This is a genomic window from Saltatorellus ferox, assembly GCA_007751475.1.
GTDB lineage: Bacteria > Planctomycetota > UBA1135 > UBA1135.
Map to the genome: position 1 here is coordinate 6,895,683 of CP036434.1, position 24,873 is coordinate 6,920,555.

The following is a 24,873-nucleotide window of genomic DNA, read 5'->3' on the forward strand; positions in this document are numbered from 1 at the left end:
GCCGCTACATCGCGACGAACAGCTCGCTCGTGGCGATCGCCTTCACCATCGTGGCCAGGCCGTCACCGCCGGCTCTGACATCGGCCGCGATGGCGTCGAGGGCCGCGCGATCTCCGAAGGAAAGCGGCCGGCCCAGGGCGAACGCGCTCATCTTGTGCACCAGCGCGGCGACGAACTGGTCCTGGCGGTTGTCCAGAAGGAAACGCTTCAGGCCTTCGATCCCCGCGAGTTCCTGACCGTTGAAGAGCACGCTGTTCGCGTCGATCGGCTTGCCCTGGACCTCGTCGCGCCAGCTCCCCGCCGCGTCGAAATTCTCGAAGGCGATGCCCCACGGATCGATCTTCGCGTGGCACGAGATGCACGCAGGGTCGTTGCGGTGGTCCTCGATCCGCTCCTTCAGCGTCATCTGCGCGATCCTTGGATCCGCCAGATCGATCATGGGGACCGCGGGCGGCGGCGGGGGCGGCGGATCGTTCAGAAGGCGCTCCAGAAGCCAGACGCCGCGCTTCAGCGGGTGGGAGTCCTTGCCGTCCGAGTTCATGGCGAGCAGCCCGGCCTGGGCGAGCAGCCCGCCCCGCGAGCGCTGATCGCCCACGGGTACGCGGCGGAAATCGTTCCCGGTCACGCCGCCGATGCCGTAGTGCGAGGCGAGCCGCTCGTCCGCCATCGTGAAGTCAGAATGCAGGAATCCCAGCACGCTTCCGTCCGAGCGAAGGAGCTCACGGAAGAAGGCGACCGGCTCCTGCGCCATGGACTCCTTCAGGGCCGTGTCGAACTGCGGGTAGACCTTGCGGTCGATCTGCAGGTAGTCGAGGAGCGACATCCCGAGCCACTGGCGCACGAAGTGCTTCGGAAAGCGCTCCGCCCTGGGATCGGCCAGCATGCGCTCGACCTGCTCGTCGAGCACGGCGGGGTCGCTCAGTTCGCCACGGTCTGCGAGAGCGAGCAGCTCGTCGTCGGGCGTGCTGCACCAGAGGAACATGGCGAGGCGCGTGGCAAGAGCCGCTTCGCGACTCGCCTCCGAAACGCTGTCCAGCGCATCCGATGCACCGGGCGGGATCCCCACGAAAAGGAAGTTCGGCGACGAAAGCACCGTCGCCAGGACCTCGATCATCGCGCTCTGGAAGTCCTCCGACTCGGGGCGCAGCCGTTCGAAGAGAGCGAGCTTTCTCTCCAGCTCGTCCGCGCTCGGCGCGCGCCGCCAGGCGCGCGTGAGGAAGCTCGCGAGGACTTCCCTCGCGTAGACGGGCTCGTCGCTGGCGTGGGGGCTTTCGGGAAAGACGCACAGGTGCGATGCCGGCGGCCACTGCTCGTACACGGGCGCCTCGACCTGGACGTGGTGCAGATGAATCGCGCCGCCCGAGAGGGACGAGTTCACGAGCTTGATGTACTCGGATGGGCTCGGAAGCTCGCCCATCTTGGCCGTCTTGCGCACCCAGTTGCGCGGCGCGACCTCGTGCATGGGAACGAGGAACTCGTAGACGGCGGGCGAGCCGGGGAGCGCGTCGATCGCAAGGTCGCTGTCGCTGATACGAACCACGGCCCGCGAGTCGTTGCTCGCCTGCCAGCCGAAATGCAGCTGCAGGCTCGGGTCCGGTCGCCCCTCGCCCGCGGACTCGGCGCGCGAGGCCAGCACGCGCACTCGCAGTAGGCCGTCCTCAGGGAGCTTCTCGCCCAGCTCGACCATGAAACCCTGACCACGAGGGATCACCCCGACGTGGTCGATGACCGCTCCGGTCGTGTACCCCATGTCACTCGGTCGCTCCGCGGTCGGCGCCCACGCGAACTGGGCTCCGTTGTAGTTCCATGACTGCCTGCCGACCCGGCCCGTGACAAGGCTCTCGAAGTGCGCGCCACCCGGTCGGCCCGCGAAGCGCTTGCGCAGCTTCGCGAGCTCTTCCTCGAGCTTCTGCGGATCGTCCGCGTGCTTCCCACGAACGGTCGCCACTTCGCTGTTCTGACGCTCCCACTCCCCCTTCGCGGCGACGTCCATGGGAATGTCCCAGTAGACCGGCGCAGGCCGCTCCCCGCGCACCGTGGCCGCGAGCAGCGCGCTCCGACCGGACTCGAAGTACGCCCGCAGCTGACTGGGCGAAAGGTGCAGCAGCTCGGAGCTGTTCTGGAAGCCGTCCTCCGACGTGGGATCGGGAGGCAGATCGTCCGCGAAGCGGTAAGGAAGCCCGAAGAGATCCTGGAGCGCGTACTCGTACTCGTAGCGCGTCATCCGCCGGAGCGCCGAGTGCTCGATCGCCCCCTTCCGCGCCATCGACGCGTTCTGCACCTCGATGGAGAGCCACTCGACGAGCTGGCCGCGGTCAGCGCCAGCGAGCTCCCCCTCACCCTCGGGTGGCATCTCGCCGTTGCTGACGACCGACAGCACGTCGAGCCAGAGATCCACGTCCTCGCCGTGGACGAGGTCAGGATCGAGTTCATCCACACGAAAGCCGCCACGCTCCTTCTCGGGCCCGTGGCAGGGAAGGCAGGTGCTGCTGAGGATCGGCTCGATATCCGCCTGGAAGGTGGCGAGGTCCGGCTCCTGCGCCACGCACACGAGCGCGGCGGAGAGGAGATAGTGACGGGTGTAGCGCGCGCTGGTCATGATCGTTCGACTCCGCTGTGAGCGTACGGCGTGACCCCACTCCCTGCCATCCTCGAAGGTTCGTTCACGGGCCCAAGGGACACGTTGCAACTGTGTAGTGCGCAGGAGCACCTGGTAGCCTTGCCCCCATGCCTGCACCGCTCGAACCGGGACTCTACGAACAGCTGATCGACGCCTGGCTGGAGGAGCGACTCTCCACCGCGTCCGAGAGCCGCGCCGAGATCCAGGAGACCCGTCTTGATACAGCCATGGCGGCCGACCGTCTCGCGATGCACTTCGGGCGCCTTCTGGAGCGCGCCATCCTGGACCTTCCGGAGAAGCAACGAAGACGCCGCGGCGTCGAGCTCACCCGCGCGTTGGTCGAGGAGGCGCGCTACGCCTGGAAAGCTCCCCGGGAGAACGCTGTCGATCCGGCATGGACCGCTCAGCTCGGAGAGAGCACCTCCGTCTCAGGCGCTCAGAAGATCAGGCCCAGCGACACCGAAACCAGCGGCGGCGACGTCGACACGCCTTCGCGATCCGCCCACAGGACGCGGACCTCGGGGGCCAGAGAGACCGAATCGTTCAAGCGGATCTTCGCGGCCAGGCCCGGGCCGTAGAGCCACACGTCGGCTTCGAGGTCATCGAGGAGATAGTCCTTGCCAGCATTGTCCTGGCTGGGCCAGTACCGTCCCCCACGAATCGAGCCCGTCAGCGTCAGGTTCTCCGTCTGGTGAAAGTCCCAGAGGATCGGGAGCCAGAGGTACGTGCCGTAGGTGAACTCGACCGTGGGATCGATCGAGAGCGCCTGGTCCTCGGTGAGCAGCACCGCGTAGTTCACGTCGATCCCCAGGATGCCGAGGTTCGTGATCTGGACACCCAGGTCAAAGCGCTCGTCGAGGCCGAAGCGCACCTGGCCCTCCAGGGTCGGCAACGCGGCGAAGTCGCCGTCCTCCTCGCCGACGAAAGAACCGAGTGCGAACGCGCCCTGGACCTCCCCTTTCTCGATGGGACGCGCCGTATGCAGGGTCGCCGTGGAATAGCAGCTTGCGAAGAGCCCAGAAACCACCAGGAGATGAGCGAACGAGCGATTCATGCGACGAAGGGGGACAGGGCCGCGCGCAGGTCCTCGAAGATGGTCGGAACGGCCTCCATTCGCAGTGTCCCCACGGACACCCTGAACCAGGGCGCCTTGCGGTCACCTCCGAACGCGTAGAACGGGACAATGCCGAGCCGCGCCTCTCGGATGAGGAAGAGCGTCACTTCCTCCGCGTCGTTCAGTACCGTGCCATCGGCCATGGGCCGCCCCTGGAGATCGATCTTCACCGTGAGGTACAGGGCCCCCTCTGCCTGGATCGCATCGACCGGGAAACCCTCTTGCTTGAGAGCCAGGAAGCCCTCGTGGAGAGCGCCCACGCGCTCCTGGATCTTCCCGAGGTGCTCGGCGATGATTCCGTCCACGACCGCCTCCTGCTGCAGCAGCCGGGCGGTCGCGATCTGCTCTGGCTTCGGCGCCCACGCGCCGATGTGGCCGAGCAGCGAATGCATTCGCTTCATGATGTGCTCCGGGCCGAACGCCCAGCCCACGCGCACGCCCGTCGCCGCGAACGCCTTGGACACGCCGTCGATGAAGATGGTGTACGGGCGCATCTCCGGCCGCAGGGACACTGGATCCACGTGGACCGTGTCGCCGAGGGTGAGCGCGGAGTAGATCTGGTCGTAGAGGAGATAGAGCGGCTTGCGATCCCCGCGCCGGGCGTTCTCCTCCAGAACGAGATCACAGATCGCCGCCAGCTGATCCGCCGTGAACGAGGTCCCCGTCGGATTCAGCGGTGAGCACACGGCCAGGAGCGACGCCCCCGCCAGATGCGGCCGCAGGTCCTCCGCCGTCGGAAGGAATCGGTTGTCGGGCGACGTCTGCACGGCGACCTGCTCGCCGCTGGTGAGGAACGAGTAGTGGTTGTTGTTCCAGCTCGGGATCGGGAAGACCACCTTGTCGGTCGGGTCCACCACGGTGCGGAACGCGGCGTAGATGAGCGGCCTTCCGCCGCTGGCGATGAGCACCTCGTCCTTGCTGTAGTCGAGCCCCTGCTTGCGCGCGAGGTGGCGGCTGACCGCCGCCCGCAGCGGCTCCATGCCGTTGGCCTGCGGGTAGTTGGTGTGGCCTTCGCGATACGCCGTGAGGATCTCTTCCAGGTAGGCGTCGGGCAGCGGGAACACCTTGGGATCGAAGTCGCCAATCGTGAGGTTGGCGATCTTGTCCCCGGCCGCGATGCGGGCATTCAGCTGGCCGCCGATCTTGATGATCTCCGAGCCGATCAGGTTCTCGGCCAGGTTCGAGAGGGGCGTAGCCGCGGGGGCGGGCGTGCTGATGGACATGGTTGGGTGGGAGCGGGCGGAACCGGAGGAGGACCGCGCGGAGCATGAACTCGGCCGGCTCCCCGGTCAATCCCCGTTCCGCCCCCGATGGTTCAGCGAGCCGGCGGCCCCAGCTCAAGCATCTTCGCCCCTGCCTCCCCATGCATCACGAGCAGCGCATACCGCACGACCTCGGGGCCGCTCACCCCCGACAGCGACACGTAGTCGAAGCGGCCGCGCAGGTCGGTGTAGCCGTCCTTGTGGAAGCGGATCCCCCCGTCCTCCAGCAGGGCGTAGACCTTGACGTACGCCTTCGGGAGCGGCTCTCCTGACGCACCCCCGCGGACCTTGATCTGCCCGTAGCGCTCGATGCCCTGCACCGCCAGATCGCCCGAGAAGTAGGTGGCCTGACGCGAGACCCCCGCCCCGCGCACCTCGACCACGACGTTCGCGGTCCGAAGCTCGTCGGGCAGGTCGATGGCGAGCGTCGACTGACCGCTCTGGACCGGCACGCGATCGATCCGCATCGGCCGGACCACCCCGAAGGCGCCCTGGCCGCCCCGCACGAAAGGACTGTTCGAGAACAGGAACTCCACGTCCATCCTGTGGTAGCGGACTTCCAGCTCGTCGATCGACTCGACGCTCACCAGCACCTGTCCCCCATCCACTTCGACGCCGAGCATCGGCTCGGCGCCCGCGAGCGCGCCCTGGCCCATGTCGCGGTCATCGGAGTCCGCCCCGCGGCTTCCGCCGCCCTGGCCCTCGATCTCCTCCGCCTGGGAGAGCACGTGGCGGAAGCGCGAGCGCCACAGGTCCACGGGGTAGTCGACGTATCCCTGCGCGACCTTGCGGGCCGCGGGTACGTCTTCGGAGTAGAACGCCATGTAAGCGGTCATGTAGTCGTACTGCACGCTCGTGCGGAGCGCCGCCGCATCGATGCTGGCGTGGACCTCGAGGGCCTCGGCCACCCGGTCCTGGAGCAAGAGGTAGTACACGAGTTCCATGCGCGCCTCAGCATCGATTTCTTCGTCGAGAACGAGCGTCGCGAGGAACCGCTCGTACTGCGCGCGGAACTGATCGTTCAGGATCCTGCGTTCGCCGCCGAACTCGTGGGTCCGACCGTTCACGAGCGGCTCGTAGGCGAGGTGTTCGTAGATCCCGCGGCTCCGCGGATCCAGGCTCAGGAACGCCGACTCGAAGGGCGCGCCGACCCTCCGAACCAGGGGCTCCTGGCCCCCCAGGAAGCGACGCGTGCGGGCCGCATCGCGATGCTGGACCGCGTACTTCCATAGCACGTCCGGATAGACGCCGCGCGTCCCGAGGAGCGCCGTGACCTTCACGAACGCCTCGGGGTCCCCCATGCGCCAGGCGAGCTTCGCCAGGTCAAGCTCCCTCGGGTTACGGTCACGCAACGCGTCCAGCACGGCCGGAAGCTCCGCGTTCTGGGAGATCCACGCCCAGGTCGTCCGATCGACCTCGGTCGCCTCGTCCACCACCTCGAGCGTCGCGGGCTCGGCCGCTGCAAACAGCGTCTCCCCGCGCCCGACGTGCAGCGGGTAGTCGCGGTAGCTCCCCGGCTCCGGGAAGTAGAAGAACGTCTCCATCGAGAACGTGCCGTAGCTCGAGAGGTCCAGGGGATACGCCTTGGTCATGCGCGTACCGCCGAGCGCGATCGCGCCCTCGGGGATCTGCGCCAGGAGTTCCGCCTGGACCGTTCTCGACGACGGGTTGGTCACCACCATGCGGCAGCCGTAGCGCACGCCCGCCAGGAACTCGCCTGTCACGAAGACCTCACGCGTCACGCCGTCCACGGTCTCCGTCGGGCGAGCCGGGTCGAAGAAGTCCTGGCCCGCCAGCAGGCCGGAGGCTCCTTCCGCAGGCGTCGCGGGCGCGATGTCCTCCAGCGCGAGCAACATCGGCGCCGCGGCCGTCAGCGTCACGCTGCGCGCCTCCGAAGACACCGAGGGCTCCTCGGCCTCGAACGGCAGGTCGAGGAACGCGAGCGCGAGAAGCTTCTCCGTCACGCTGCGGTTCGCCAGCGGGAAGAACGTCGAGGCGAACGCGCTCGATCCCTGCTCCGCCTCCGCGAAGTCGACCCAGAACGGCGACACCGTGACGAGGTCCGCGTTCATGCGCTGGAGCGGAACGCGCCAGTAGTGGGTCTCCGCGTATTCCCGGGTCACGTCGAGGTCGCGGAAGTAGAAGCCCTCCACCCGCTCGCGGCTGCTGAGCGCCTTCTGATCGTTCATGGCATCTTCGACCTCGAACTCCTCGAGGATGGCGAGACCGCCTTTGATCTCGTCGCCCTGTACCTCGTCGGCCAGAACGGTCTCTCGCAGGTCTTCTTCGCCGCGGCCCAGGAAGAAATCGTCGCTACTGGAAACGACGCCGTTCGAAGGGACCGTGGGACCCGGCGACGCAGGACCAGCGCGGGGTGCGCTACTACCACCGCCACCTCCACCACCAGGCGTCACCGTATCGCCGGGTCCGCGGTAGCGCTTCTCGAGAGCTTCAGACTTCGATCGCCGTGCCTCGGTGCTCGCCTTCACGAGCGAGTCTCCGAGCGCCGAGCCACCGGCCTCCAGGCCACGGCTCGCCAGAATCTCCGCGAACGAATCGTCCAGCGAAAACGTACCGGGTGGGAGCAGCCGGAGCATGTCCAGGGTGATCGTGCCCGCGTCTCCCCCGGTCTCGCGCAAGAGCAGGATCATCTCGACCACGTTGAGCCGCTCCCGTCGCCACGGCTCCAGGTATCGGGACAGATCGCGACCCAGAAGCCAGTCGTCCATGAAGGTCGCGTGCCCCTTGCTGCTGAGGTGCGGCACGACGATCGACTCGAAGAACGCAGGGTCCCGCTCGCGCAGGAACACGTGCAGCTCGTGACACGCGAACTCCGAGTACTTCGTCCGCTTCTCTTCGTCCGTCAGCTCCGGCCAGCGCGTCAGAAACTCGAACTTCGCGAACTCCTCGGTGCCGCCGCCGCTCGTCCGATACAGCTCGAAGACGTCGGCGAGGCTGCCGAAGGTCTTGGCACCCGCGTTCGGCGCATCGCGGATCACGTAGGACTCACCGGCGTCGAGGAACGTGATACGCCGCTGCTGGGTCATCGGCTTCGCCGGATCGAGAGCGTCCACGAGTCGTCGCTCACGGGTGACCCTCGGAGCTTCGCCGCGGATCAACAGCTCGTCGACCGTGACCTCGTCGTCCATCGCGACGATCTGCACGATGCACTTGTTGCCGAGATCCGCCACGGGGACCCGCACCACGCCGTTCTCGTCGGGTCGCAGATCGGTCAGAAACACGGCGCCCTCGGCCAGGAAGTCCGGCGCATGGAAGGCCGCGCCCCTGGCGGCTTCCCCGCCCCGATTTCGTCCCTGTTTGCCCACACCACCGGCGGCCCTCAGGTTACGCCGGCCCCCGAAGCGCCCGCCATGGCTCCCGCCGGCGGCCATCACGTCGCTGGTGCTCTTGAGGTCCCAGGGGTTCAGCAGATAGCCCGGCCGCGTCAGCATGTTGCCCGGGTAGTGCTCGAGGAGCCGCCGGTCGAGGATGTAGCGATACTCGTCACTGATGGCGCGGCCCGACTCGTAGAGGCTCGACGCGGCGCTGAACTCCGAGATCCCCGTCCGCGCCGTCGAGTCCAGGCCAAGGGCCGCCATGGCAGGCCTCGGCTCGACGTAGCGCGTGGCGACGACGTGGACGCGGGCGCTGGACGACGACCCGCCGAGCTGCACCCGGATCGCGTCCGCGTCCTTCGATACGCGCTTGATCTGGAGCGGCACCGGGTCCGTGGCCACGAGCGCGTGTCCGTCCCCCACCACCTGTCCGAACGTGACTTCGCCCTCCAGTACGCGCACGCGAATCGCTCGCTGGAAGCGCTCCAGCGTGAGGAGGTACTCGCCCTCGCCGAGCCCGTCGATCACGAGGTAGCCATCCTTCAGGGACAGCGCGTCGAAGTGATCGCGAAGCGGGTTCCCCCAGGCGTCGAGGGAGAGCAGTGAAGCCAGCGAGCGCGAGATCTCGCTCGTTCCCACGGAGTAGGGCACGCGCAGCGCCTGGCCCGCGCGCCCGTTCAGTCGGTCCGGGAGGCCGAGCGCCTGCACCTGCCCCAGGTTCCACTGATTCGAGAGGTGGACGGGTGACTCGAGGCTCACCGTCGAAACGTCCGCCAGCGGACCGAGTTCGATGCGCCCGCTCGCGTCCGTCTTGAGCCGCACCTTGGCGTCGGCGCGCACCAGTCGGTTCCGGAACGCGAGGCGCACCTCGGTGTCCGCCAGCGGTTCGCCAGCGCGGCCCAGGAGTTCCAGCCCATAGCCGTCCGGAGTCCGCGTGAGATACGAGTGAAAGGGAACCGACGCGTGCCTCTGGTTCACAGGGAAGGTCTCGGGCTCGGATTGAAGCTCGATGTCTTCTCCCTTCGTGAGACCACGCACCGTGCCGACCAGGCGGACCTCCAGAGAATCGATGCGTTCGGGCACCTGGATCGTGTGCACGATGTCGCCGGCTTCGCTGAAGTCGAAGCCTCGCGCGAGGCTCTGGCTCCTCGTCCCGTCCTCGGTCGTCGCGGTCACGACGAGCCCTGGATCCTCCAGCGCCTCCAGGGGAATTCTCTGGCCGTTCAGGAGCAGCGCGGGCCGCGCGACCACCGTCGCCTTCATGCCCGCCAGCAGCCCCTCGAGCGGCGTATGGATGGCGGCCTTCAGCCTGTACGACTCAGCGCTGTGCGAGAAGCGCGCGAACGACGTGACGTTGCCTGCTCGGAGCAGCACGTCTGTCGGCCCGCCTTCCGGAGAGTAGGGCACGAGGATCTCGCCGTCCCCGTCGGCGAGGTAGTCCCTTCCGCCGAAGCGCACGATGGCCCCGTTCTGCGTCTCACCCGCTTCGTCCAGGACGCGCAGTAGCTGACCCGCCGCCGTGGGCCGCACGAGCAGCTGAAGATGACCCTTCACGATCACCGCGCGGCTCGAAACGCCGGATCCGATGAGTTCGACGACGTACGTGCCCGGTTTCGCCAGCGCGTCGAGCGAGATCTGCCGCCTCACCCGCCGGAGCGGCGGCGCGTCGAACTCCAGCACCTGGCTTTCGTTGGGCACGAGCCCCTCGAGATCGAGGCTCGAGTCCACCTCACGCCCGAAGCGATCGAAGTACGCGACGGCGTCGATCTCGAACACCTTCACGATCATCCGATCCACGTTCTTGACGTCGACCTGCAGCGTCACCGGATCGTTGGCCCCGAACGCCCGCGGATTCGTTCGGGCGAACTGGAGGTCGACGCGCCCGCGGAGCGCCTCCGCGCGGGTCGCACCGAGCATCTTGATGTAGACGTCGCTCTGCGCGGGGTCTCCGTGGAGGAGCTGCGCCTCCGCGAAGACCCGCCGCACGTAGTTCTCTTCGAGCAGGCCGGCGAAGCGGTCGTACCCGCTGGCCCCACGGAAGACCTGGAGCAAGCACTCCGTCACGACCGCCTCTTCATTCCCGATGGCCGGGAACGGCGTGATCCCGCCGTAGGCTTCACCGAGAGCGGCCTTGTGAACCCCGTCCTGGCGGGTCCGCAGGTAGAGGGTCGAGGCCCGCGGAAGCCGCAGGTACGCCATGAGACGCTCTTCGTCCACCATGCCCCCTTCGAGATCGTCGAGGTCGAAGACGAGCCAGTGATAGAGAAGATGCGCCTTCAGCGAGACGAAGGCGGAGGGAAGCAGCGACGCGAACTCCCACGCGCGCTCCAGGTAGGCGAGCTGATCGGCGCGGTCGCCCATCGACTCCGGAAAGCGCGGCGCGAGCCGCGTCATGACGGCGTCCACGTAGTCGCGGTTCGACAGGACCTCGGGGCGCGCTGCCCTGAGGGATTCGAGCTGCGGCAACGTCAGCAGGCGGTGGATCTTGCGCTGACCGAATGGGACCGTCCGCTCCATCGAGAGGTCCGAGACGACGAGCTCCAGCAGGCCGGGGACGTCGGGGCGCTGAAGGGCGTTCAGAAGCGAGGCGCGCTGCCTGTCGGACAGCGGGCGCCGCACGAGCGTCTCGAGCAGCGTCGGGTCCATGTCCCCGAACGGGTTCGTCGTGTCCCGCTCCAGCACCCTCCCGAGGAGCGTCTCGGTGGAGATCCGATCGTTGTCGAGGCGCGTCGGCAGGTCCGGGGACTCCCCAGGTACGATGCGGCGCTCGTCGTAGCGCAGCCCGAGCTCTTTCTCGAGGTAGGCGTAGGTGAGCTCTGGGTCCGTGGAGGCGCGGAGGAGAGCCTGGCGGGCCTCGATCTGCAGATAGTCGGGGTGCTTTCCGTGGGCACTGGCCCAGTCTTCGAGGAGCCGGTCGACGCGGTCGAGCTGCCCTTTCTGCTGGAGATACAAGCACGAGAAGTAGTAGTGCTCGACGCTCCCGGGGAGCAGCGTCTCGAGGGTCTTGCCGCGGTCCTCGGCGAGCGCGAACTCCTCGATGAATCCCGCCGGGAGGCGCGAGAAGGCGTCGGGGAGGTTCAGCTGAGCCCAGGCGGGGACGGGAACGAGGCCGAGGGCGGCGAGGGCGAAGCAGGCAGGGCGGAGGGCACGCATGGGGAGCTTGGAGCGGGGCGGACGACGACGGAATCTCGCGGGACGGGGTGGCGCGAGACGGGGTGGCGCAAGGCGGGCACGCCAGGGACGAAACGGCACGAAGACGATCCGGTTGAGCGATATCGTCAATCTTTGGGCCAGACGTCTGGTGGTAGCACGACCGAAGGCCGCCGGTCACAGCCTGGAGGGAATCTGATCGGTCGACGGGCAGGATGGAGGCTCCTTCGCGGTAACGTGCGCGCCGCAGCGGCCGCGACGGCCCGCCCCCCCCATGACCAGCTTCCTGTCCGCCCTCCTGCCGGTCATCCTCGTGGTGGCGCTCGGTCGCCTGATCGCGGCCAAGAACTGGATCGCGCCAGAGGGCTGGCGCGGGATCGAGCGTGTGTCGTACGTGCTGCTGTTCCCGGCGCTGATCGTTCGTTCCCTGGGACGCGCGCCCTTCGAGAGCGCGCCGTGGAGGCTCGCGTTGGCGCTCATCGTCGGGCAGGTCGCCCTCGGAGCGATCGGGCTCTGCGCGCGTCTCTTCCGCGGCATCGAGCGACCCGCCGTCGGCTCCATCGTCCAGTCGAACGTGCGCTGGAACACGTTCGTCGCGCTCTCGCTGGGCTCGGCTCTCTTCGGCGAGGAGGGGCTCATCCTCGTCACGATCGCCGCCGCGGCGATGATCCCGACGGCCAACGTGCTCTCCGTCTACGGGCTCCTGGCCCACGCGGATCATCCGCCGGGCACGCGGCCGCGGCCGGTCCTCGCGCTCGTGACCAACCCGCTGGTGATCGCCTGCGTCATCGGGGGCCTCGTGGCCGCCACCGGCGCGCAGATCCCCGCGGTCCTCGACGACACGCTCCGCATCCTCGGGGAGGGCACGATCGCCCTCGGGCTGCTCAGCGCGGGCGCCGGCGTCGACCTCGCCGCCCTCCGCCGAGCCGGGCCACGCACCTTCGCGTGGTCGCTCGTCCGGCTCGTCGGCCTGCCCGCCGTGGTGCTCGCCTCAGGCATGGCGATCGGCCTGGCCGGGACGCCGCTCGCCATCGCGCTGATCTGCTCCAGCGTCCCGACGGCCACCAACGGCTACATCCTCTCGCGCCAGCTCGGCGGCGACACGACGCTCTCGGCGAACCTGATCGCGGTCCAGACGGTCCTGGCCATGGCGACGCTGCCGTTGATCTGGCTCGCGGCCAGCCGCTTCGGCCTTGTTTGAGAGCCTTGGCCCGGAGGCCGAAGGAGTTGGGCTTGGCCGCCCCCGCCGGAGAGGATCCCGACTACCTTGTGCGCGATGACCGAAGGACAAGAGAAACAGCCGCCGCTCCTGGGCCGAGTGGTTCGTGTGGACGCCAAGGTGGTGCACGTCGACGTGCCGGACCCGATCGCCAGCTTCGCGGCGGCGGCGGACGGCGCGGACCTGCCCGAGGTCGAGACGCTGCTGGCGGCGCTGCGCGGTTCGCTCTTCGAGGAACTCGACGGCAAGAAGAACCCGATTTCGGTGGGTGACCTCGTACGGATCGAGCGCGACGGCGATCAGCTGAGCGTCGAGGAGGTTCTACCGCGCCGCAACTACCTCGGCCGGGTCGCGTCTTCCCACGACCCGCGCGAGCAGGTCCTCGTGGCCAACGTCGATCAGCTCTTCATGGTCGGCTCGCTCAAGAACCCCGGCTTCTCCAGCAACCGAACCGACCGGATCCTGGCCGCCTGCCGCTGGCACGAGATCCCCGCCGTGCTGGTCTTCAACAAGGCGGATCTCGACAAGAAGAACGTCCTGATGGACAAGTACCGCGGGACCTACGCGGGCATCCCGGACCTGGAGATCCTCGTCACGTCCACCGTGGACGGACGCGGCATCGAAGAGCTGAAGGCGCGCCTGAGGGGCAAGGTCTCGGTCCTCTACGGGCCGAGCGGCGCGGGCAAGTCGAGCCTTCTGAACGCGATCCAGCCCGGCCTCAAGATCAAGGAAGGCAAGATCAGCGCTTACTGGAAGCAGGGCAAGCACACGACCACCTACTCGCGCCTCCACCGCATGGACCTCGGCGGCTACGTCGTCGATACGCCCGGCATCCGGGTCTTCCGCCCCCACGGCCTGACGCGCTCCCACGTGCGCGATCTGTTCCCGGACTTCGCGAAGTTCCAGGCCCTGTGCGCCTACGCCAACTGCACCCACGACCACGAGCCGGGCTGCGCCGTCGCAGACGCCTCGGAAGCCGGCCTGGTCCCGGATACGCGCTACGCGAGCTACCTGAGCCTGCTCGACGAGGTCGACCCGGACGCCGCCTACGACCCGAACGAACAGCCGGACGAAGAGCCGGACCTCGGCCTGGTCTAGAGGCTATGGGGCACCGCGCGCCGCCCGATCGCAGCGTGCCAATCGAGGCCACCGGGCAGCGCTTCCGAGGCGAGCTTCAGGTGAACCACGCGACTTGTCGCAGACCGGCTGCCCCTGTCCGCGACCACGCTCTTCCTCACGTCGGACGTGGCTGCGGTGACGCCGATGGCTGGCGGTTCAGGGCCTGGTACCGAGCCGCCGTCAGCGGCATGGTCACGTCGAACTTCACCGACGCGCCAGCCCTGACCTTCATTCAAGCCCATCGCAAAGTCGCGTCCACCCTGGCTCCGCTACCCCGACCCTCTCTGTAAGGAACCGGGCCCAAAGCCGCGCCCTCTCCCGACCCGGTCCAAGGGTGTTCGGAAACGTGGCGGATTTGGGTCGGGTTCGGTACCGCCCGAATAGCGCGGCTTGTAACACAGGGCCGTCCAGAAACACGCTACTCGATCCAGGCCATTCCGTTCGTCAGGCTGAACGCGCCGGCCTGTGCTCCTCCCAAGAGCACTGCCTGCACGTTCTCTGCGTTCTCGATTCCCGTCCCTGAAGCTGGTCCCGTGTAGGTGAGCGTGAAAGTGGCTCGACCTGCCGGCCCGATACTCGTCGGAACCCCGACTCGGATGAGGCTCTGCCGATCCAGGCAGAGTCCACTGGATGCCGCGGGTGCCGACGCCAAGGCCGACGAACGGAAGAGCAGTGCCGTTGCGCCTGGCGGTGCATCTTCGATTCTCGCCACCACTCGGCGAAAGGCGAAGCTGACACCATCCGCGCGTCGATGCAGATAAAGGATGGCCGTCCCGGTGGGGGGACAGGTGACCTGGCCGATGAGCCGAGCGACTTCGATGTCTCCCGGCTGAGTTCGGAGATCGACGACCCTTGCGAGACTTCGTTCGACGCCAATCGCCGTTCCTCCATCGAGCTCGAGCACCAGGCCCAGCCCGGTGACTCGTCGCTGCGAGGTGATCGGCGCGCCAGGGGCCGCGCTGTAGAAGGTGGCGTCGTCGACGCTCGAGACGACCAGGTCGTTGCCGTCGAAGAGGAGTGTCCAGGGAGGCTGAATGCTGGACGTTGTGACGCTCGGGGATCCAGCTGGTGTAGGGATCGAACGGCGGCCGTCGATGCGCCAGTCTCCCCTTCCATATCGCTGATAAGTATGGAGGACGTACTCTCGCTCAGGTCCCACGTCGCGCGAGCGAAGCGCCGCCAGCCTGGTACCGTTCAAGACGAGAGCTTCCACGGACCAGTCAAAGCGCGCGGGCGGGATGAGCAGGGTTGTCTCATGCCAATCGCCGAACGCATCGCGCTCGCAGATCGAAATCGCGCCCGCCGTGGTGTTCGACGTTCCACCAACGGCAGTAGCGTCACCGTCGATCACGACGTAGGACGGGTAATCGATCCAGGGCGAGCGAACCGACGTTCTCACGGAATCAACCACTGACCAGAGACCGGACGGATCACGCTCCACGATGTTGATCCAAAACCGAGTTAGCACATTCCTCGCATGCAGCGACGCGATCCTCCCGTTGGAGATCGCGGTCAGCGCACCAGTGGCGAGAATCCTTGTATCGTGGAGCTGAATGGACTGGGTGGTCCAACCAGAAGCACCGTGCTCATGGACAAACAGTCGGGTCTCGGCGCCAAAGTCCTCGCGGACCTGATGGGCGACCAAGTTGTCCTCGATCGCGACACCAAAGATGCTGGTCCCTCCGTCGAAATGCGGGGAGGTGAAGGTTTCACCCGGCCCATAGTTCAGGGATCCCGGCAGACGACGCATCAGGTGGAAGGAGGGCGCGCCCGGGTGATAGGGGCGCGAAGCGAAGATCGCCACGTCCCCATCTGCGGCTGCTGCCAGGGCAGCCCCTGGTCGGAGGAGAGGATCAGCCACTCCGCTCGTCGATTGTGCGAATGCGCACGGGAAACCGCTCAAGACTGCGAGAACGAGCAGGGACGGGGGGAAGGGGTTCATTGTAGGTACCCAAGGGCAAGAAGGATGCCACGTGTGGGGTACGGGCGGCTACCCGTCGCAGGCAGGCTCTCGATGGAACGGGAGTGGATGCGATGAAGTGTTATTTGACCCCTTGTGCGATCTGAGATTCCATGCTCCCTTGAAACGGGCCGCTGCATGAAATTGTCATCGACCCTATCAACCGGTCAGGTCAATGCCTCAGCCACCCAAGTCAATGATCGGTAATCTGGGTCGGATTATATTATCTTACTACACCGACCCAGACGGATAGGGAGTCCAAGCGGAGTGGCCGGGTGACGGTGCTGCATGGCGGCTACTGGAAGGAAGAGAAAGTCCTTAGGGCACCGCGCGCCGCCCGATCGCGGCGTGCCATTCGAGGCCACCGGGCAGCGCTTCCAAGGCGAACTCCAGGTGAACCACGCGACTTATCGCAGGCCGGCTGCCCCTGGCCGCGACCACGCTCTCCCTCACGTCGGACGTGGCTGCGGTGACGCCGATGGCTGGCGGCGTGGGGACTCTTTGCCTGGGAGGCGCGATCGGGCGATTCCGTGGGCCGGGAGAGGTTGTCCCATCGAACGGAGCTGGAATCGCGACGCTCGACGTCGATCTTGGATCGCTTTCCGCGACCCAACGGCTTCGTTGCGGTGATGCCCGGGGATACCTGACGGTTCTCCGCTTGGTACCGAGCCGTCGTCGGCGGCATGGTCACGTCGAACTTCACCGACGCGGTGGCGGTGACCTTCTATCAAGCCCATCGCAAAGTCGCGTCCACGCTGGCTCCGCTACCCCGACCCTCTCTGTAAGGAACCCAACCTAAAGCAGCTCCCTTTCCCGACCCGGTCCAAGGGTGTTCGGAAACGTGGCGGATTTGGGTCAGGTTCGGTACCCCAAACTTCAGAGGTGCGATCTCGGTCGCGCTGGACTGAAGAGGCGGCCTTGAGTCGGGTACCGTTCCAGACATGGCTTCGGGGTACATTTTGAGCCATGAATGCCCCACTCCCCCTCTCCGCACTGGCCCTCTTCCTCTCCGCTTGTTCCTCATCCGGAACCGGCACGGCCGTCCTCGATCCGGACCTTTCCGATCAAGTCCTTCTCTACTCATCCTTCGACGCCACGGCCGACGCGGACTTTGCCGCCGGGGACGGCTCCCTCTACACGAAGACCCGAGGCGCCGACCCGGCCCATGCCGGCCTCCTGGACGACGCCGTTCGTATCGCCCCAGGCGCAGGGATCAAGGGGGGCGCCCTCGAGTTCACCGCCAAGGATCGCAACCTCATCTACTACAAGGCCCAGGGCAACATGGGCTACGACAACTCAGCCTGGAGCGGCGCGATTTCCTTTTGGCTCCAGCTCGATCCCGCCACGGATCTGGAGCCCGGCTACTGCGATCCCATCCAGATCACCGACACGCGCTACAACGACGCCTCCATCTGGGTCGACTTCACCAAGGTGACGCCACGCAAGTTCCGCCTCGGCGTCATCGGTGACCTCGCCGCTTGGAATCCCGAGGGCGTCGAAGGCAATGACAACCCCGAGTTCGTCCGCCGCCTGATCCCCATGGACACGCCCCCCTTCCAGCGTGGATCGTGGACCCACGTTCTGATCAACTTCGATCGCCTGGGCTCCGAGAGCGGCAGCGCCGAGCTCTTCGTCGACGGGGAGTCCATCGGCGCCCTGCCGGTCCTCGACTCCTTCACCTGGGAAGAAGAGAACGCTCGCATCATGCTCGGCCTCAGCTACATCGGCCTCATGGACGAACTCGCCATCTTCAGCCGCCCGCTCGCCAGGGGTGAGATCGCCGCTCTCTTCAACGGGGCCGAACTGGGCCTGTAGCATGCTCTTCGGCGTTCCGAATCCGATGAGCGCCCGGCTGACGGATAAGAAGTCCAAGCGGGGTGTCGATACGCCCCGACCGTAGCCTGAGGCCCGATCCTTCGCCACCACTCTTCCCCACAGGTCACGGGGTCGCGCCTGCGCGGTCATCGGCCCACTCCGCCGAGCCCGATGGCCCATGCTGCGGCGGATTCCAACGCGGTTCACGGTTCACTATCGCCCGTCGCGGTCCCGGGCTAGCAGTCCGGCCAGCCAGTCGGGATCGGGACGAAGTGCGTATCGGGATAGAATGCCGCCGAATGGCGTCAGGGCCATCGAACCGTAGTTCACGGCGACGAGTTTGCCCTGCGGCGTGCAGAGCGGGCCACCGCTGTCGCCGCCGGCGAGGGGCACGTCGTGGGCGACCTTCCAGGCGACTTGACCGTCCGACTGCACGTCGTCGCGCAGGGAACCAGCGGCGAAGGAGATTTCCGCTCGGGAAAAACCTGCCGAGACCAGCTCAGCCCCGGAAACGAGTTCGGTCATGGCAGCCCATTCGAAGACCGCGGGAAGCTCATCCTCCACATGAATGACGGCGATGTCCAGATGGGCGTTCGTGTCGCGGAACCCATCCCACACGACCCGAAAATGCAGCGGTCGCTGGGTGCCTGAGAGCAGCACGTAGCTCGACGGCAGGGAGTCGCGATCGAGGGCGTGGGCAGCCGTCAGCAGGTAACCGTCCGCGGAGATCGGCACCGCGGCCGCTGTCGCTTCGCTCCTGTAGACGTTGGGCTCGGCCGTTTCTCGCAGCGAGATCAAGATGCGTGCTGTCCGTGCGGCGAGGAACTCGGGGAGCGGCGCTCCATCCACATCCTGGCCCTGGAACTGTGCGAACGAATCCGCTTTGCTCTGCGGGCTCGCGCTCCGACAGCCGGTGAGCAGAGCCGGCATGACGCACGCAAGAAACGTCGCGGCTCTGCCAGCACGCTTGTCATTCAGTGTGAATGTCATGCCTTGTTCGCTCCTGATCGAAGTGGTTTCACAGAGTACTCGAACCGGGCTGCCACGGTCATGCCGCCGTTCTCGCTCTGGGAGAACAGGGGCCAGGGGTCGCGACCCGCCTGTGGGGCAACAGCAGGGCCATTGTGGGTACCAGCTCAGCATCCGGGGTATCCAGTCCCTGATCACAAGGCGTCCGCGCAGCGGTGTCACTTCCGCTTGACCAGGAACGCGTAGCCCACGATGGCGGGCGTCGGGGCGTTCTGCCCGGACTCGAAGGGAGACATCACCACTTCCGGCTCGGGATTCCCGAGAGCCACCTCGACGAGGCTCGGTGGGACCTCGCCCTCGACCCAAACCACGCCGTTGGCGTCCGTCGCGACGGATACGGATAGGAACTCCAAGCGGGGTGGCGAAATGTCGTGCATTTGAGGCAGAGGGGGTCACGGGCGCGACCACGTCCCGGGATACGAAGGACGCGATGCTCGAGCTCTGGACACACGGGTTCACCGACCCGCCGAAGTCGCGGCGCGAGACCAACCTTCCCGGAGTGGCCGGGTGACGGTGCTGCATGGCGGCCACTGGAAGGAAGAGGAAGTCCTCAAGGCAATGCGCGCCGCCCGATCGCCGCGTGCCATTCGAGGCCACCGGGCAGCGCTTCCAAGGCGAACTCAAGGTGAACCACGCGACTTGTCACAGACCGGCTGCCCCTGGCAGCGACCACGCTCTCCCTCACGTCGGACGTGGCTGCGGTGACGCCGATGGCTGGCGGCGTGGGGACTCTTTGCCTGGGGCGCGCGATCGGGCGATTCCGTGGGCCGGGAGAGGTCGTCTCATCGAACGGCGCTTGGATCGCGACGCACGACGATGGCCTTAGACGCTCTCCGCGACCTAACGGCTTCGTTGCGGTGATGCCCGGGGATAGCTAGCGGTTCTCGGCCTGGTACCGAGACGTCGTCGGCGGCATGGTCATGTCGAACTTTACCGACGCGGTGGCGGTGACCTTCTGTTGAGACCATCGCAAAGTCGCGTCCACCCTGGCTCCGCTACCCCGACCCTCTCTGTAAGGAACCCGACCCAAAGCCGCTCCTTCTCCCGACCCGGTCCAAGGGTGTTCGGAAACGTGGCGGATTTGGGTCGGGTTCGGTACCGCCAGATTTGGGTCGGGTTCGGTACCGCCAGGTTGCCGCGTTCCCATGCATCGGAGCCATATCGCGAGCAAGCCGGTCCAGCTTGGGGCTGAGTAGCCAGGGAGCTGAGACGGTGCCGGAATTTCGCTGGCCCCGGAATATCGCGAGGCCGCTCCGTACACTGGCTCACGCCTGTCAGTGCCCCCGCGCTGCCTGACGACCTCTCTCCCAACAACACGCACATGAACGCCGTCTTCCTTTCGATCCCCGCTTTCCTGTTCGTTGCGTGTGCCTCGACCAATACAGACCTGACAGCCTCTGCCGAGTCTGAAATTACGGGGCCGCAGTTCTACCGTGTCACCGGCAACGGAACTTCGGCGTATCTCTTCGGAACCGTGCATCTCAACGATGAGCGGACCAAGAGTTTCCCGGCGGTCGAGGCTGCGTTCACAGGATCTGACTCACTCTTCGTCGAGATCGCACCGGGCCCGGAGGGGCGCGCGGAAATGCGCCAGTCGATCCTTCTTCCGGAGGGCACCTCGCTCGACCAGTTGCTCGGTGACGACCTGTGGAGGCGCGCTGGGGATCGCTACGAGCTCGCAGGGCAGTCGAGAGCTGATCTCGACGGAGCAAAGCCCATGGTCCCATGGCTGGTGATGGGGGAGCTTCCATTTCTGGAGAGCCGCGCCACCGGCAAGCCGGTGCCCGACCTTGAGTTCAAGCGCCGTGCGCTGGCTGACGGCAAGCCGGTTCACAAGATGGAGACCATCACACAGCATCTGCAGCTCTTCACCGACACGACGCTGGACGATCAGGTCGTGTGGTTCGGAGCACTCCTCGACAAGCTGGACCAGTACGACGACGAGGGACGGAACATGACGGACGAGACGATCGAGGCCTGGGCGTCGGGAGACCCTGCGAAGCTCTTTGGACTGATGGACCAGATCCTCTATCCGTACATGCTGGACCGGAAAGAGAAGGAAGCGCAGCTTCTGTGGATCCGAAACGAGCGCTTCGCAGAGCGCCTCGACCGGGCGCTGCATGAGTCACCTGAAGAGGTCGCGTTCGTCGCCGTTGGCGCGATGCATCTTCCGAGTCCACCTGGTGTTGATGTCGACCGTGAAGCGAGCGCATCGGCGCCGCGCCACCTGGGTCTGGCCGACCTGATGCGCGCTCGTGGCTACCAGGTGACCCGAATCGATGCCGTGACGGGCGTGAGCGCGAAGTAGCCCTCGCCAAGCAGTGAGGGTGCAGGCGTCAGAGGCAAGAATTCCGGTCTCGACCCGTTGCGTGGCGGTACGGAACCCGACCCAAATCCGCCACGTTTCGTCACCCGCTAGAATGTGGCGGATCTGGGTCGGGTTCGGTACCGCGGCTCAACGACCTTCGCAAGGTCACCAAGGCATGCAGACTCAAGGTTGCTGGCCCCTTGCTGCCCAGCGACAATTACACCTACCCATCGACGCAACTCACTCGCCTGACTCTTCCACTTGCATGGCTGCTGGAAAGGGCACGCGGCTGCGCCAGGGGTTCGGTTCGATCAGGTGCGGGTCGATGATAGAAATGTCCGTCTTCGGGAGCGCAGCGCTCCAGCTCTCCAGGGACCTCGCCGAGAGGTTGACACCCGACGGGACGACAAAGGTGAGCGACGTGAGCCAGCGCAGCTGGTCCAGGACCGTGGCGTGGCCATCGTGCGGCTCCCGTAGCGCCAGATGGTCGAGGTTCTTCATCCCGAGGAGGGGCTCGTACGTGTCGGTCACGAGTCCATGGGGAACCTCGAGCGTGGTGAGCTGCTGGAGCACGGCGTACCGCTCGAGCTCGCCCGACTTAGTTTGACCTGTCGCCGTCTCGTGTAGCTGGCCCTCCCCCTCTCGGACCGTCAGGCTCCGCAGGTTCTCACATGTCGCAAAGGGCGTCAGGTCCAGGCCGAGCGAGGTGATGATCTCGAGCTGTTCGAGTCGCGGCGCGTTCGCGAACGCCGCCAGATCCTGCTGCGCGTTCGTCTCGATCGAGAGGTACTTCAGGCTCGGGAGATGCGGCCTGCCCTCGAAGTGAACATCGTGCATTTCGCCAACGTACCGATAGTTGCCCATCACATAGAGAGTCTTCAGCCCGGCGGGATCGTTGAGGCAGAGCCGAAGTGTCTCGAGCTGTGGAAGCTGATCGAGCCACTCCACTCCGTATCTCTCGAACGCCGACTGCTCCATCGCCGTCAGGTCGAGGTCGCGGATGGCCTCGATCTCCACCCGAAACCGCGCATCGATCTCATCGTCGGTTCCTCCGAACGGACGGAGCCCCTCGGCGGCCATGCCCTCGGAGGCGAGCTGGATGACAGCCGGGGGAAACCGGAAGATCCACGGGTCAGGCGTCAGCAGGCCCTCGGACCAGGCCCAAACGCCCCCGCCGAGGCAGGCTCCGCCAGCGAACGCGAGAAGAGGCCAACGGGACGGCCTGCGCCTCGAGGCAAGCGTGCGGGGAGATCGACGACGAATCTTGGGATGGCCAGGCATGGCGGATGAGAAGGGCGGTCTGCGGCGGACGGCGGGTCGGGGAACTCCCAGAGACCCCATCCGGGTTCAGACCCGGGCGTTACACCCTCCTCTCGCTTTTTCTGCCCAGGGCCGTCCGTGCCAACGTCATGCCGTCGGTGGCCCTCCATCCGGGTGGTGGACGCTGGGAGCTGGGGTCACCCCGTTACTTCAAGATCGCGCGGAACTCCCCATTGGCTGGCGGAAGTCGCGGCGCGAGGCCGACGTTCCCGGCGTGGCCGGATAACGGTACTGCACGGCGGCTAAAAGACGCTCGAGTGGCCGGCGCTTGCCCGGGGCGAAGGGCGAGGCTGACTTCACCGAGGCGACCTTCACGTCGGGGAAGAACGAACCATCACGCGCATAGCCGAAGTCCAGGAGCGGATGTTCGGATCCTGATGAGTCCGCGAATTCACCGGGTGCCTCGTCACCAGGACACGGCGGGAGGCCGAGCGCGATCGGGTCCAGGTCGTAGCGCTCCAACGCGCGACGGATGCGGACGATCACCTCCGCATGGACGCGCTTGGCGTCGCCCGATGTGAGACGGCCCGCAGACCCTCTCACTTAGGATGAGGTCAAGGTATTGCCGACTCCGACCCCAGTCCGCCACGTTTCCACGGCAGTACCGCCACAAGCCCACGCGGCGCGCGGTTTCTCACTCCGACGAGGCCTCCGAGATCGCCTGGATGTGTCCAAGCACGCGCCCGTGGATGTGCTGGACGACACCGTCGCCCCAGATCCTCCAGTAGACCTCCGGCGCCATGTCGAGCTCGTACCAGGTCGAGCCTTCCAGGCGCGTCCGACCGCCCGGGAGCTCGACCAGCCGGAACTCGCCGCGCACGCTGCGGAAGGTGCTCTCCAGGTGCGGCGGGTGAACTGGTCCAAAGAGCCCCCACTCCGTCATCGTCTCGGGCTGATCGAGGACGTCGAATGCCAGGTGCCGGGGCGCATCCCAGACGGTGATCGGCTCCACGAAGGCACCGGTCGAAAACTCACAGCGGCGAACGGCGCCCACGCCTCGGCCCTCGATCCTGGCGCCGATCGGATAGGCGATGCCCGTCTTGAAGATCCACGACGTGGGGTCGGGCAGGGTCGGGAACGAAACGACGTTCTCCCAGACCACCTCGGGCGGCGCGTCGATCTCGATGCTCGAGGTTACCTGTCGCGCTTCGCTGGTGGGGAGATTCGCGTCGGACCAGGCGATGAACGGAAGCGCGAACAGCATTCCGAGGGGCTGCAGAGGACGCCGAGCGCCCATCCCGACGAAGCTTCGTCCGATCAACGCCCCCACCATGAGGCCCAGCGAGATGACGGGAAACGCCATCGCGATACAGACCAGCCCCTCGAGGGATGCGGAAAGCAGGATCACGGAAGCAGCGACGGCACAGAGGAGCGAAAAGCCAACCGTGCGCCCAACGCTCTGGAACTCACGCGCATTGAGCGAGTATCCGATCAGTACGCCGAAGAGCACGGGGAACGAAAGGAAGAGCGCGATCCCGTAGTGCTCGTTCATCTCGACGATCGTCCAGTAGAGGCACGCCATCGCCAGGAAAAACGTCATGCCCCAAACCAGTAGCACGGGGAGCTGAAAGGCGGCGGCGCTCCCCCCTGGTACTGGTGGTGCCTCGCCCTTCGGGGTCGAGGGCATGAGGGCCAGCACGCCGATAGCCAAGTAGTTCAGGAACGGCACGAAGATCATGAGGCCCCACCAGGGCGTCTCTCCCGCGTCGACGGCTCTGCGAGCCGTCCAGTTTGCCCCGATCCACGCGAAGATCAGGTTCCAGAGCAGCAAGAACGCCGCGTAGGCGATCGGCAGGTCCAGGGCGTCAGGGGCGGAGGCCATGCGCTGCGAATAGAGCGGGCTCAGGTAGTCGAGCGGACCCCACCAGTCGCCGAAGAGCCCTCGATAGACGACGAGGTCGACGACGTACTTGAACAGGAACAGGGAGAGTCCAACCCGCAGGTAACGAGCGCGCGGGACCTGTCCCTTGGGCGACACGAGCTGACGAAGCGTTACCATGGCGACCCATGCTACGGGAAGGCTTCGGCCTGGGTCCGCCCGGAATGCGACGACCTCCGCTCGTGGGACCTCTCGCGTCCACTCGGATGGGTTGAGGCCGATCCCGTGCCAGGCCGTCTGCCACCGTACTCCCATGCCCTCTGCCCACGCACCGGCACGAGACATCGAGTTCGCGCCGGGTCGCCGGCGTCGGCAGCTTTTCTTCGCGCTGCTCTACTTCACCGAGGGCGCTCCGATCGGCTGGCTCTGGTGGACGCTCCCGACGCAGCTAAGACGCGCCGAGATCAGCGTCGTCGAAATCACGGCGCTGACCTCGGCGCTCGCGATTCCCTGGTCGCTGAAGTTTCTGTGGGCGCCGGCGGTCGATCTGCTCCGGGGTCCTCGGTACGACCCTTGCGATGATCGTGTTCGCACCGCTCTCCCAGAGGGGCCAGAACGAGGAGCCAGCGCTCGAACCGCGAGCGACCTGGAGGTCGACGCTCTCGACGCTCCGAGGGCTGGCGTCCAGCGGGTCGATCCTACGCCTCGTCGCCGTGGCGCTGATCGGAGGCGCGGGCTTCGAATGACAGAAATTCGAGCTCGAACTCGCCCTTCGAAGGCGGGCGTCATGCCCTGTCGACTCT

Annotated in this window: 15 protein-coding genes and 1 pseudogene; 6 read left to right on the forward strand and 10 right to left on the reverse strand. The window is 66.5% G+C overall.

Annotation, left to right across the window (positions count from 1 at the left end; translation table 11 throughout):
• Positions 1–4: 4 nt before the first annotated feature.
• The 4 genes from Poly30_RS24975 to Poly30_RS24990 form a co-directional block, all read right to left on the reverse strand.
• The gene (locus Poly30_RS24975) at positions 5–2,599 is read right to left on the reverse strand and encodes a DUF1592 domain-containing protein (protein WP_145204113.1); all 2,595 of its coding nucleotides are present in this window, start codon (positions 2,597–2,599) and stop codon (positions 5–7) included.
• A 457-nt stretch (positions 2,600–3,056) separates the two neighbouring features.
• On the reverse strand, positions 3,057–3,674 hold the full coding sequence (locus tag Poly30_RS24980) for a hypothetical protein (RefSeq protein ID WP_145204116.1): 618 nt from the start codon (positions 3,672–3,674) through the stop codon (positions 3,057–3,059).
• Complete coding sequence (locus Poly30_RS24985) at positions 3,671–4,957, reverse strand: pyridoxal phosphate-dependent aminotransferase (RefSeq protein WP_145204119.1); 1,287 nt, start codon at positions 4,955–4,957, stop codon at positions 3,671–3,673. Before Poly30_RS24985 ends, Poly30_RS24980 begins: the two co-directional genes overlap by 4 nt.
• 92 nt (positions 4,958–5,049) lie before the next feature.
• Entirely contained in the window at positions 5,050–11,484 is a 6,435-nt protein-coding gene (locus Poly30_RS24990) for a hypothetical protein (protein ID WP_145204122.1), read from the reverse strand.
• A 271-nt stretch (positions 11,485–11,755) separates the two neighbouring features.
• On the opposite strand from Poly30_RS24990, the gene Poly30_RS24995 reads away from it, so the two are divergent.
• Together Poly30_RS24995 and rsgA are read left to right on the forward strand one after the other, a co-directional pair.
• The gene (locus Poly30_RS24995; protein WP_145204125.1) at positions 11,756–12,682 is read left to right on the forward strand and encodes an AEC family transporter; all 927 of its coding nucleotides are present in this window, start codon (positions 11,756–11,758) and stop codon (positions 12,680–12,682) included.
• Between the two features lie 75 nt (positions 12,683–12,757).
• Positions 12,758–13,798, forward strand: a complete 1,041-nt coding sequence (gene rsgA / locus Poly30_RS25000) for a ribosome small subunit-dependent GTPase A (RefSeq protein ID WP_145204128.1) — start codon at positions 12,758–12,760, stop codon at positions 13,796–13,798.
• Positions 13,799–14,237: 439 nt separating this feature from the next.
• On the opposite strand, the gene Poly30_RS25005 is transcribed toward rsgA, so the two are convergent.
• A complete protein-coding gene (locus Poly30_RS25005) occupies positions 14,238–15,218 on the reverse strand; it encodes a hypothetical protein (protein ID WP_145204131.1) in 981 nt (326 codons plus the stop codon).
• A gap of 1,527 nt (positions 15,219–16,745) precedes the next feature.
• On the opposite strand from Poly30_RS25005, the gene Poly30_RS25010 reads away from it, so the two are divergent.
• Positions 16,746–17,594, forward strand: a complete 849-nt coding sequence (locus Poly30_RS25010) for a LamG-like jellyroll fold domain-containing protein (protein WP_145204134.1) — start codon at positions 16,746–16,748, stop codon at positions 17,592–17,594.
• Between the two features lie 213 nt (positions 17,595–17,807).
• On the opposite strand, the gene Poly30_RS28900 is transcribed toward Poly30_RS25010, so the two are convergent.
• On the reverse strand, positions 17,808–18,584 hold the full coding sequence (locus Poly30_RS28900; protein ID WP_419190643.1) for a S1 family peptidase: 777 nt from the start codon (positions 18,582–18,584) through the stop codon (positions 17,808–17,810).
• A gap of 197 nt (positions 18,585–18,781) precedes the next feature.
• Entirely contained in the window at positions 18,782–18,976 is a 195-nt protein-coding gene (locus tag Poly30_RS28905) for a hypothetical protein (RefSeq protein WP_419190644.1), read from the reverse strand.
• A gap of 968 nt (positions 18,977–19,944) precedes the next feature.
• Here Poly30_RS28905 and Poly30_RS25020 point away from each other — a divergent pair.
• Positions 19,945–20,931 (forward strand): TraB/GumN family protein, encoded by a 987-nt coding sequence (locus Poly30_RS25020; RefSeq protein WP_145204139.1) that lies wholly within the window; start codon positions 19,945–19,947, stop codon positions 20,929–20,931.
• A gap of 240 nt (positions 20,932–21,171) precedes the next feature.
• Here Poly30_RS25020 and Poly30_RS25025 read toward each other — a convergent pair whose 3' ends face one another.
• From Poly30_RS25025 to Poly30_RS25035, 3 genes are all read right to left on the reverse strand, one after another.
• Complete coding sequence (locus tag Poly30_RS25025; RefSeq protein WP_145204142.1) at positions 21,172–22,212, reverse strand: leucine-rich repeat domain-containing protein; 1,041 nt, start codon at positions 22,210–22,212, stop codon at positions 21,172–21,174.
• Between the two features lie 189 nt (positions 22,213–22,401).
• Complete coding sequence (locus tag Poly30_RS25030; RefSeq protein WP_145204145.1) at positions 22,402–22,737, reverse strand: hypothetical protein; 336 nt, start codon at positions 22,735–22,737, stop codon at positions 22,402–22,404.
• 148 nt (positions 22,738–22,885) lie between these two features.
• The gene (locus Poly30_RS25035; RefSeq protein WP_419190645.1) at positions 22,886–24,250 is read right to left on the reverse strand and encodes a DUF805 domain-containing protein; all 1,365 of its coding nucleotides are present in this window, start codon (positions 24,248–24,250) and stop codon (positions 22,886–22,888) included.
• Between the two features lie 133 nt (positions 24,251–24,383).
• On the opposite strand from Poly30_RS25035, the pseudogene Poly30_RS28910 reads away from it, so the two are divergent.
• Positions 24,384–24,608 (forward strand): annotated as a pseudogene (locus Poly30_RS28910) (hypothetical protein); the annotation flags it as partial.
• Positions 24,609–24,648: 40 nt separating this feature from the next.
• On the forward strand, positions 24,649–24,816 hold the full coding sequence (locus Poly30_RS28915; RefSeq protein ID WP_419191413.1) for a hypothetical protein: 168 nt from the start codon (positions 24,649–24,651) through the stop codon (positions 24,814–24,816).
• Positions 24,817–24,873: the final 57 nt, after the last annotated feature.

What these genes read in the sequence shown, in the direction of transcription:
- Poly30_RS24995 (WP_145204125.1), top strand. Translation starts at nt 11,756, where the DNA reads ATGACCAGCTTCCTGTCCGCCCTCCTGCCGGTCATCCTCGTGGTGGCG.
- Poly30_RS25020 (WP_145204139.1), top strand. Translation starts at nt 19,945, where the DNA reads ATGAACGCCGTCTTCCTTTCGATCCCCGCTTTCCTGTTCGTTGCGTGT.
- Poly30_RS24980 (WP_145204116.1), bottom strand. Translation starts at nt 3,674, where the DNA reads ATGAATCGCTCGTTCGCTCATCTCCTGGTGGTTTCTGGGCTCTTCGCA.
- Poly30_RS24990 (WP_145204122.1), bottom strand. Translation starts at nt 11,484, where the DNA reads ATGCGTGCCCTCCGCCCTGCCTGCTTCGCCCTCGCCGCCCTCGGCCTC.
- Poly30_RS25035 (WP_419190645.1), bottom strand. Translation starts at nt 24,250, where the DNA reads ATGGTAACGCTTCGTCAGCTCGTGTCGCCCAAGGGACAGGTCCCGCGC.
- Poly30_RS24975 (WP_145204113.1), bottom strand. Translation starts at nt 2,599, where the DNA reads ATGACCAGCGCGCGCTACACCCGTCACTATCTCCTCTCCGCCGCGCTC.
- Poly30_RS28900 (WP_419190643.1), bottom strand. Translation starts at nt 18,584, where the DNA reads ATGACATTCACACTGAATGACAAGCGTGCTGGCAGAGCCGCGACGTTT.
- Poly30_RS28915 (WP_419191413.1), top strand. Translation starts at nt 24,649, where the DNA reads ATGATCGTGTTCGCACCGCTCTCCCAGAGGGGCCAGAACGAGGAGCCA.
- Poly30_RS25025 (WP_145204142.1), bottom strand. Translation starts at nt 22,212, where the DNA reads ATGCCTGGCCATCCCAAGATTCGTCGTCGATCTCCCCGCACGCTTGCC.
- Poly30_RS25010 (WP_145204134.1), top strand. Translation starts at nt 16,746, where the DNA reads ATGAATGCCCCACTCCCCCTCTCCGCACTGGCCCTCTTCCTCTCCGCT.
- Poly30_RS24985 (WP_145204119.1), bottom strand. Translation starts at nt 4,957, where the DNA reads ATGTCCATCAGCACGCCCGCCCCCGCGGCTACGCCCCTCTCGAACCTG.
- rsgA (WP_145204128.1), top strand. Translation starts at nt 12,758, where the DNA reads ATGACCGAAGGACAAGAGAAACAGCCGCCGCTCCTGGGCCGAGTGGTT.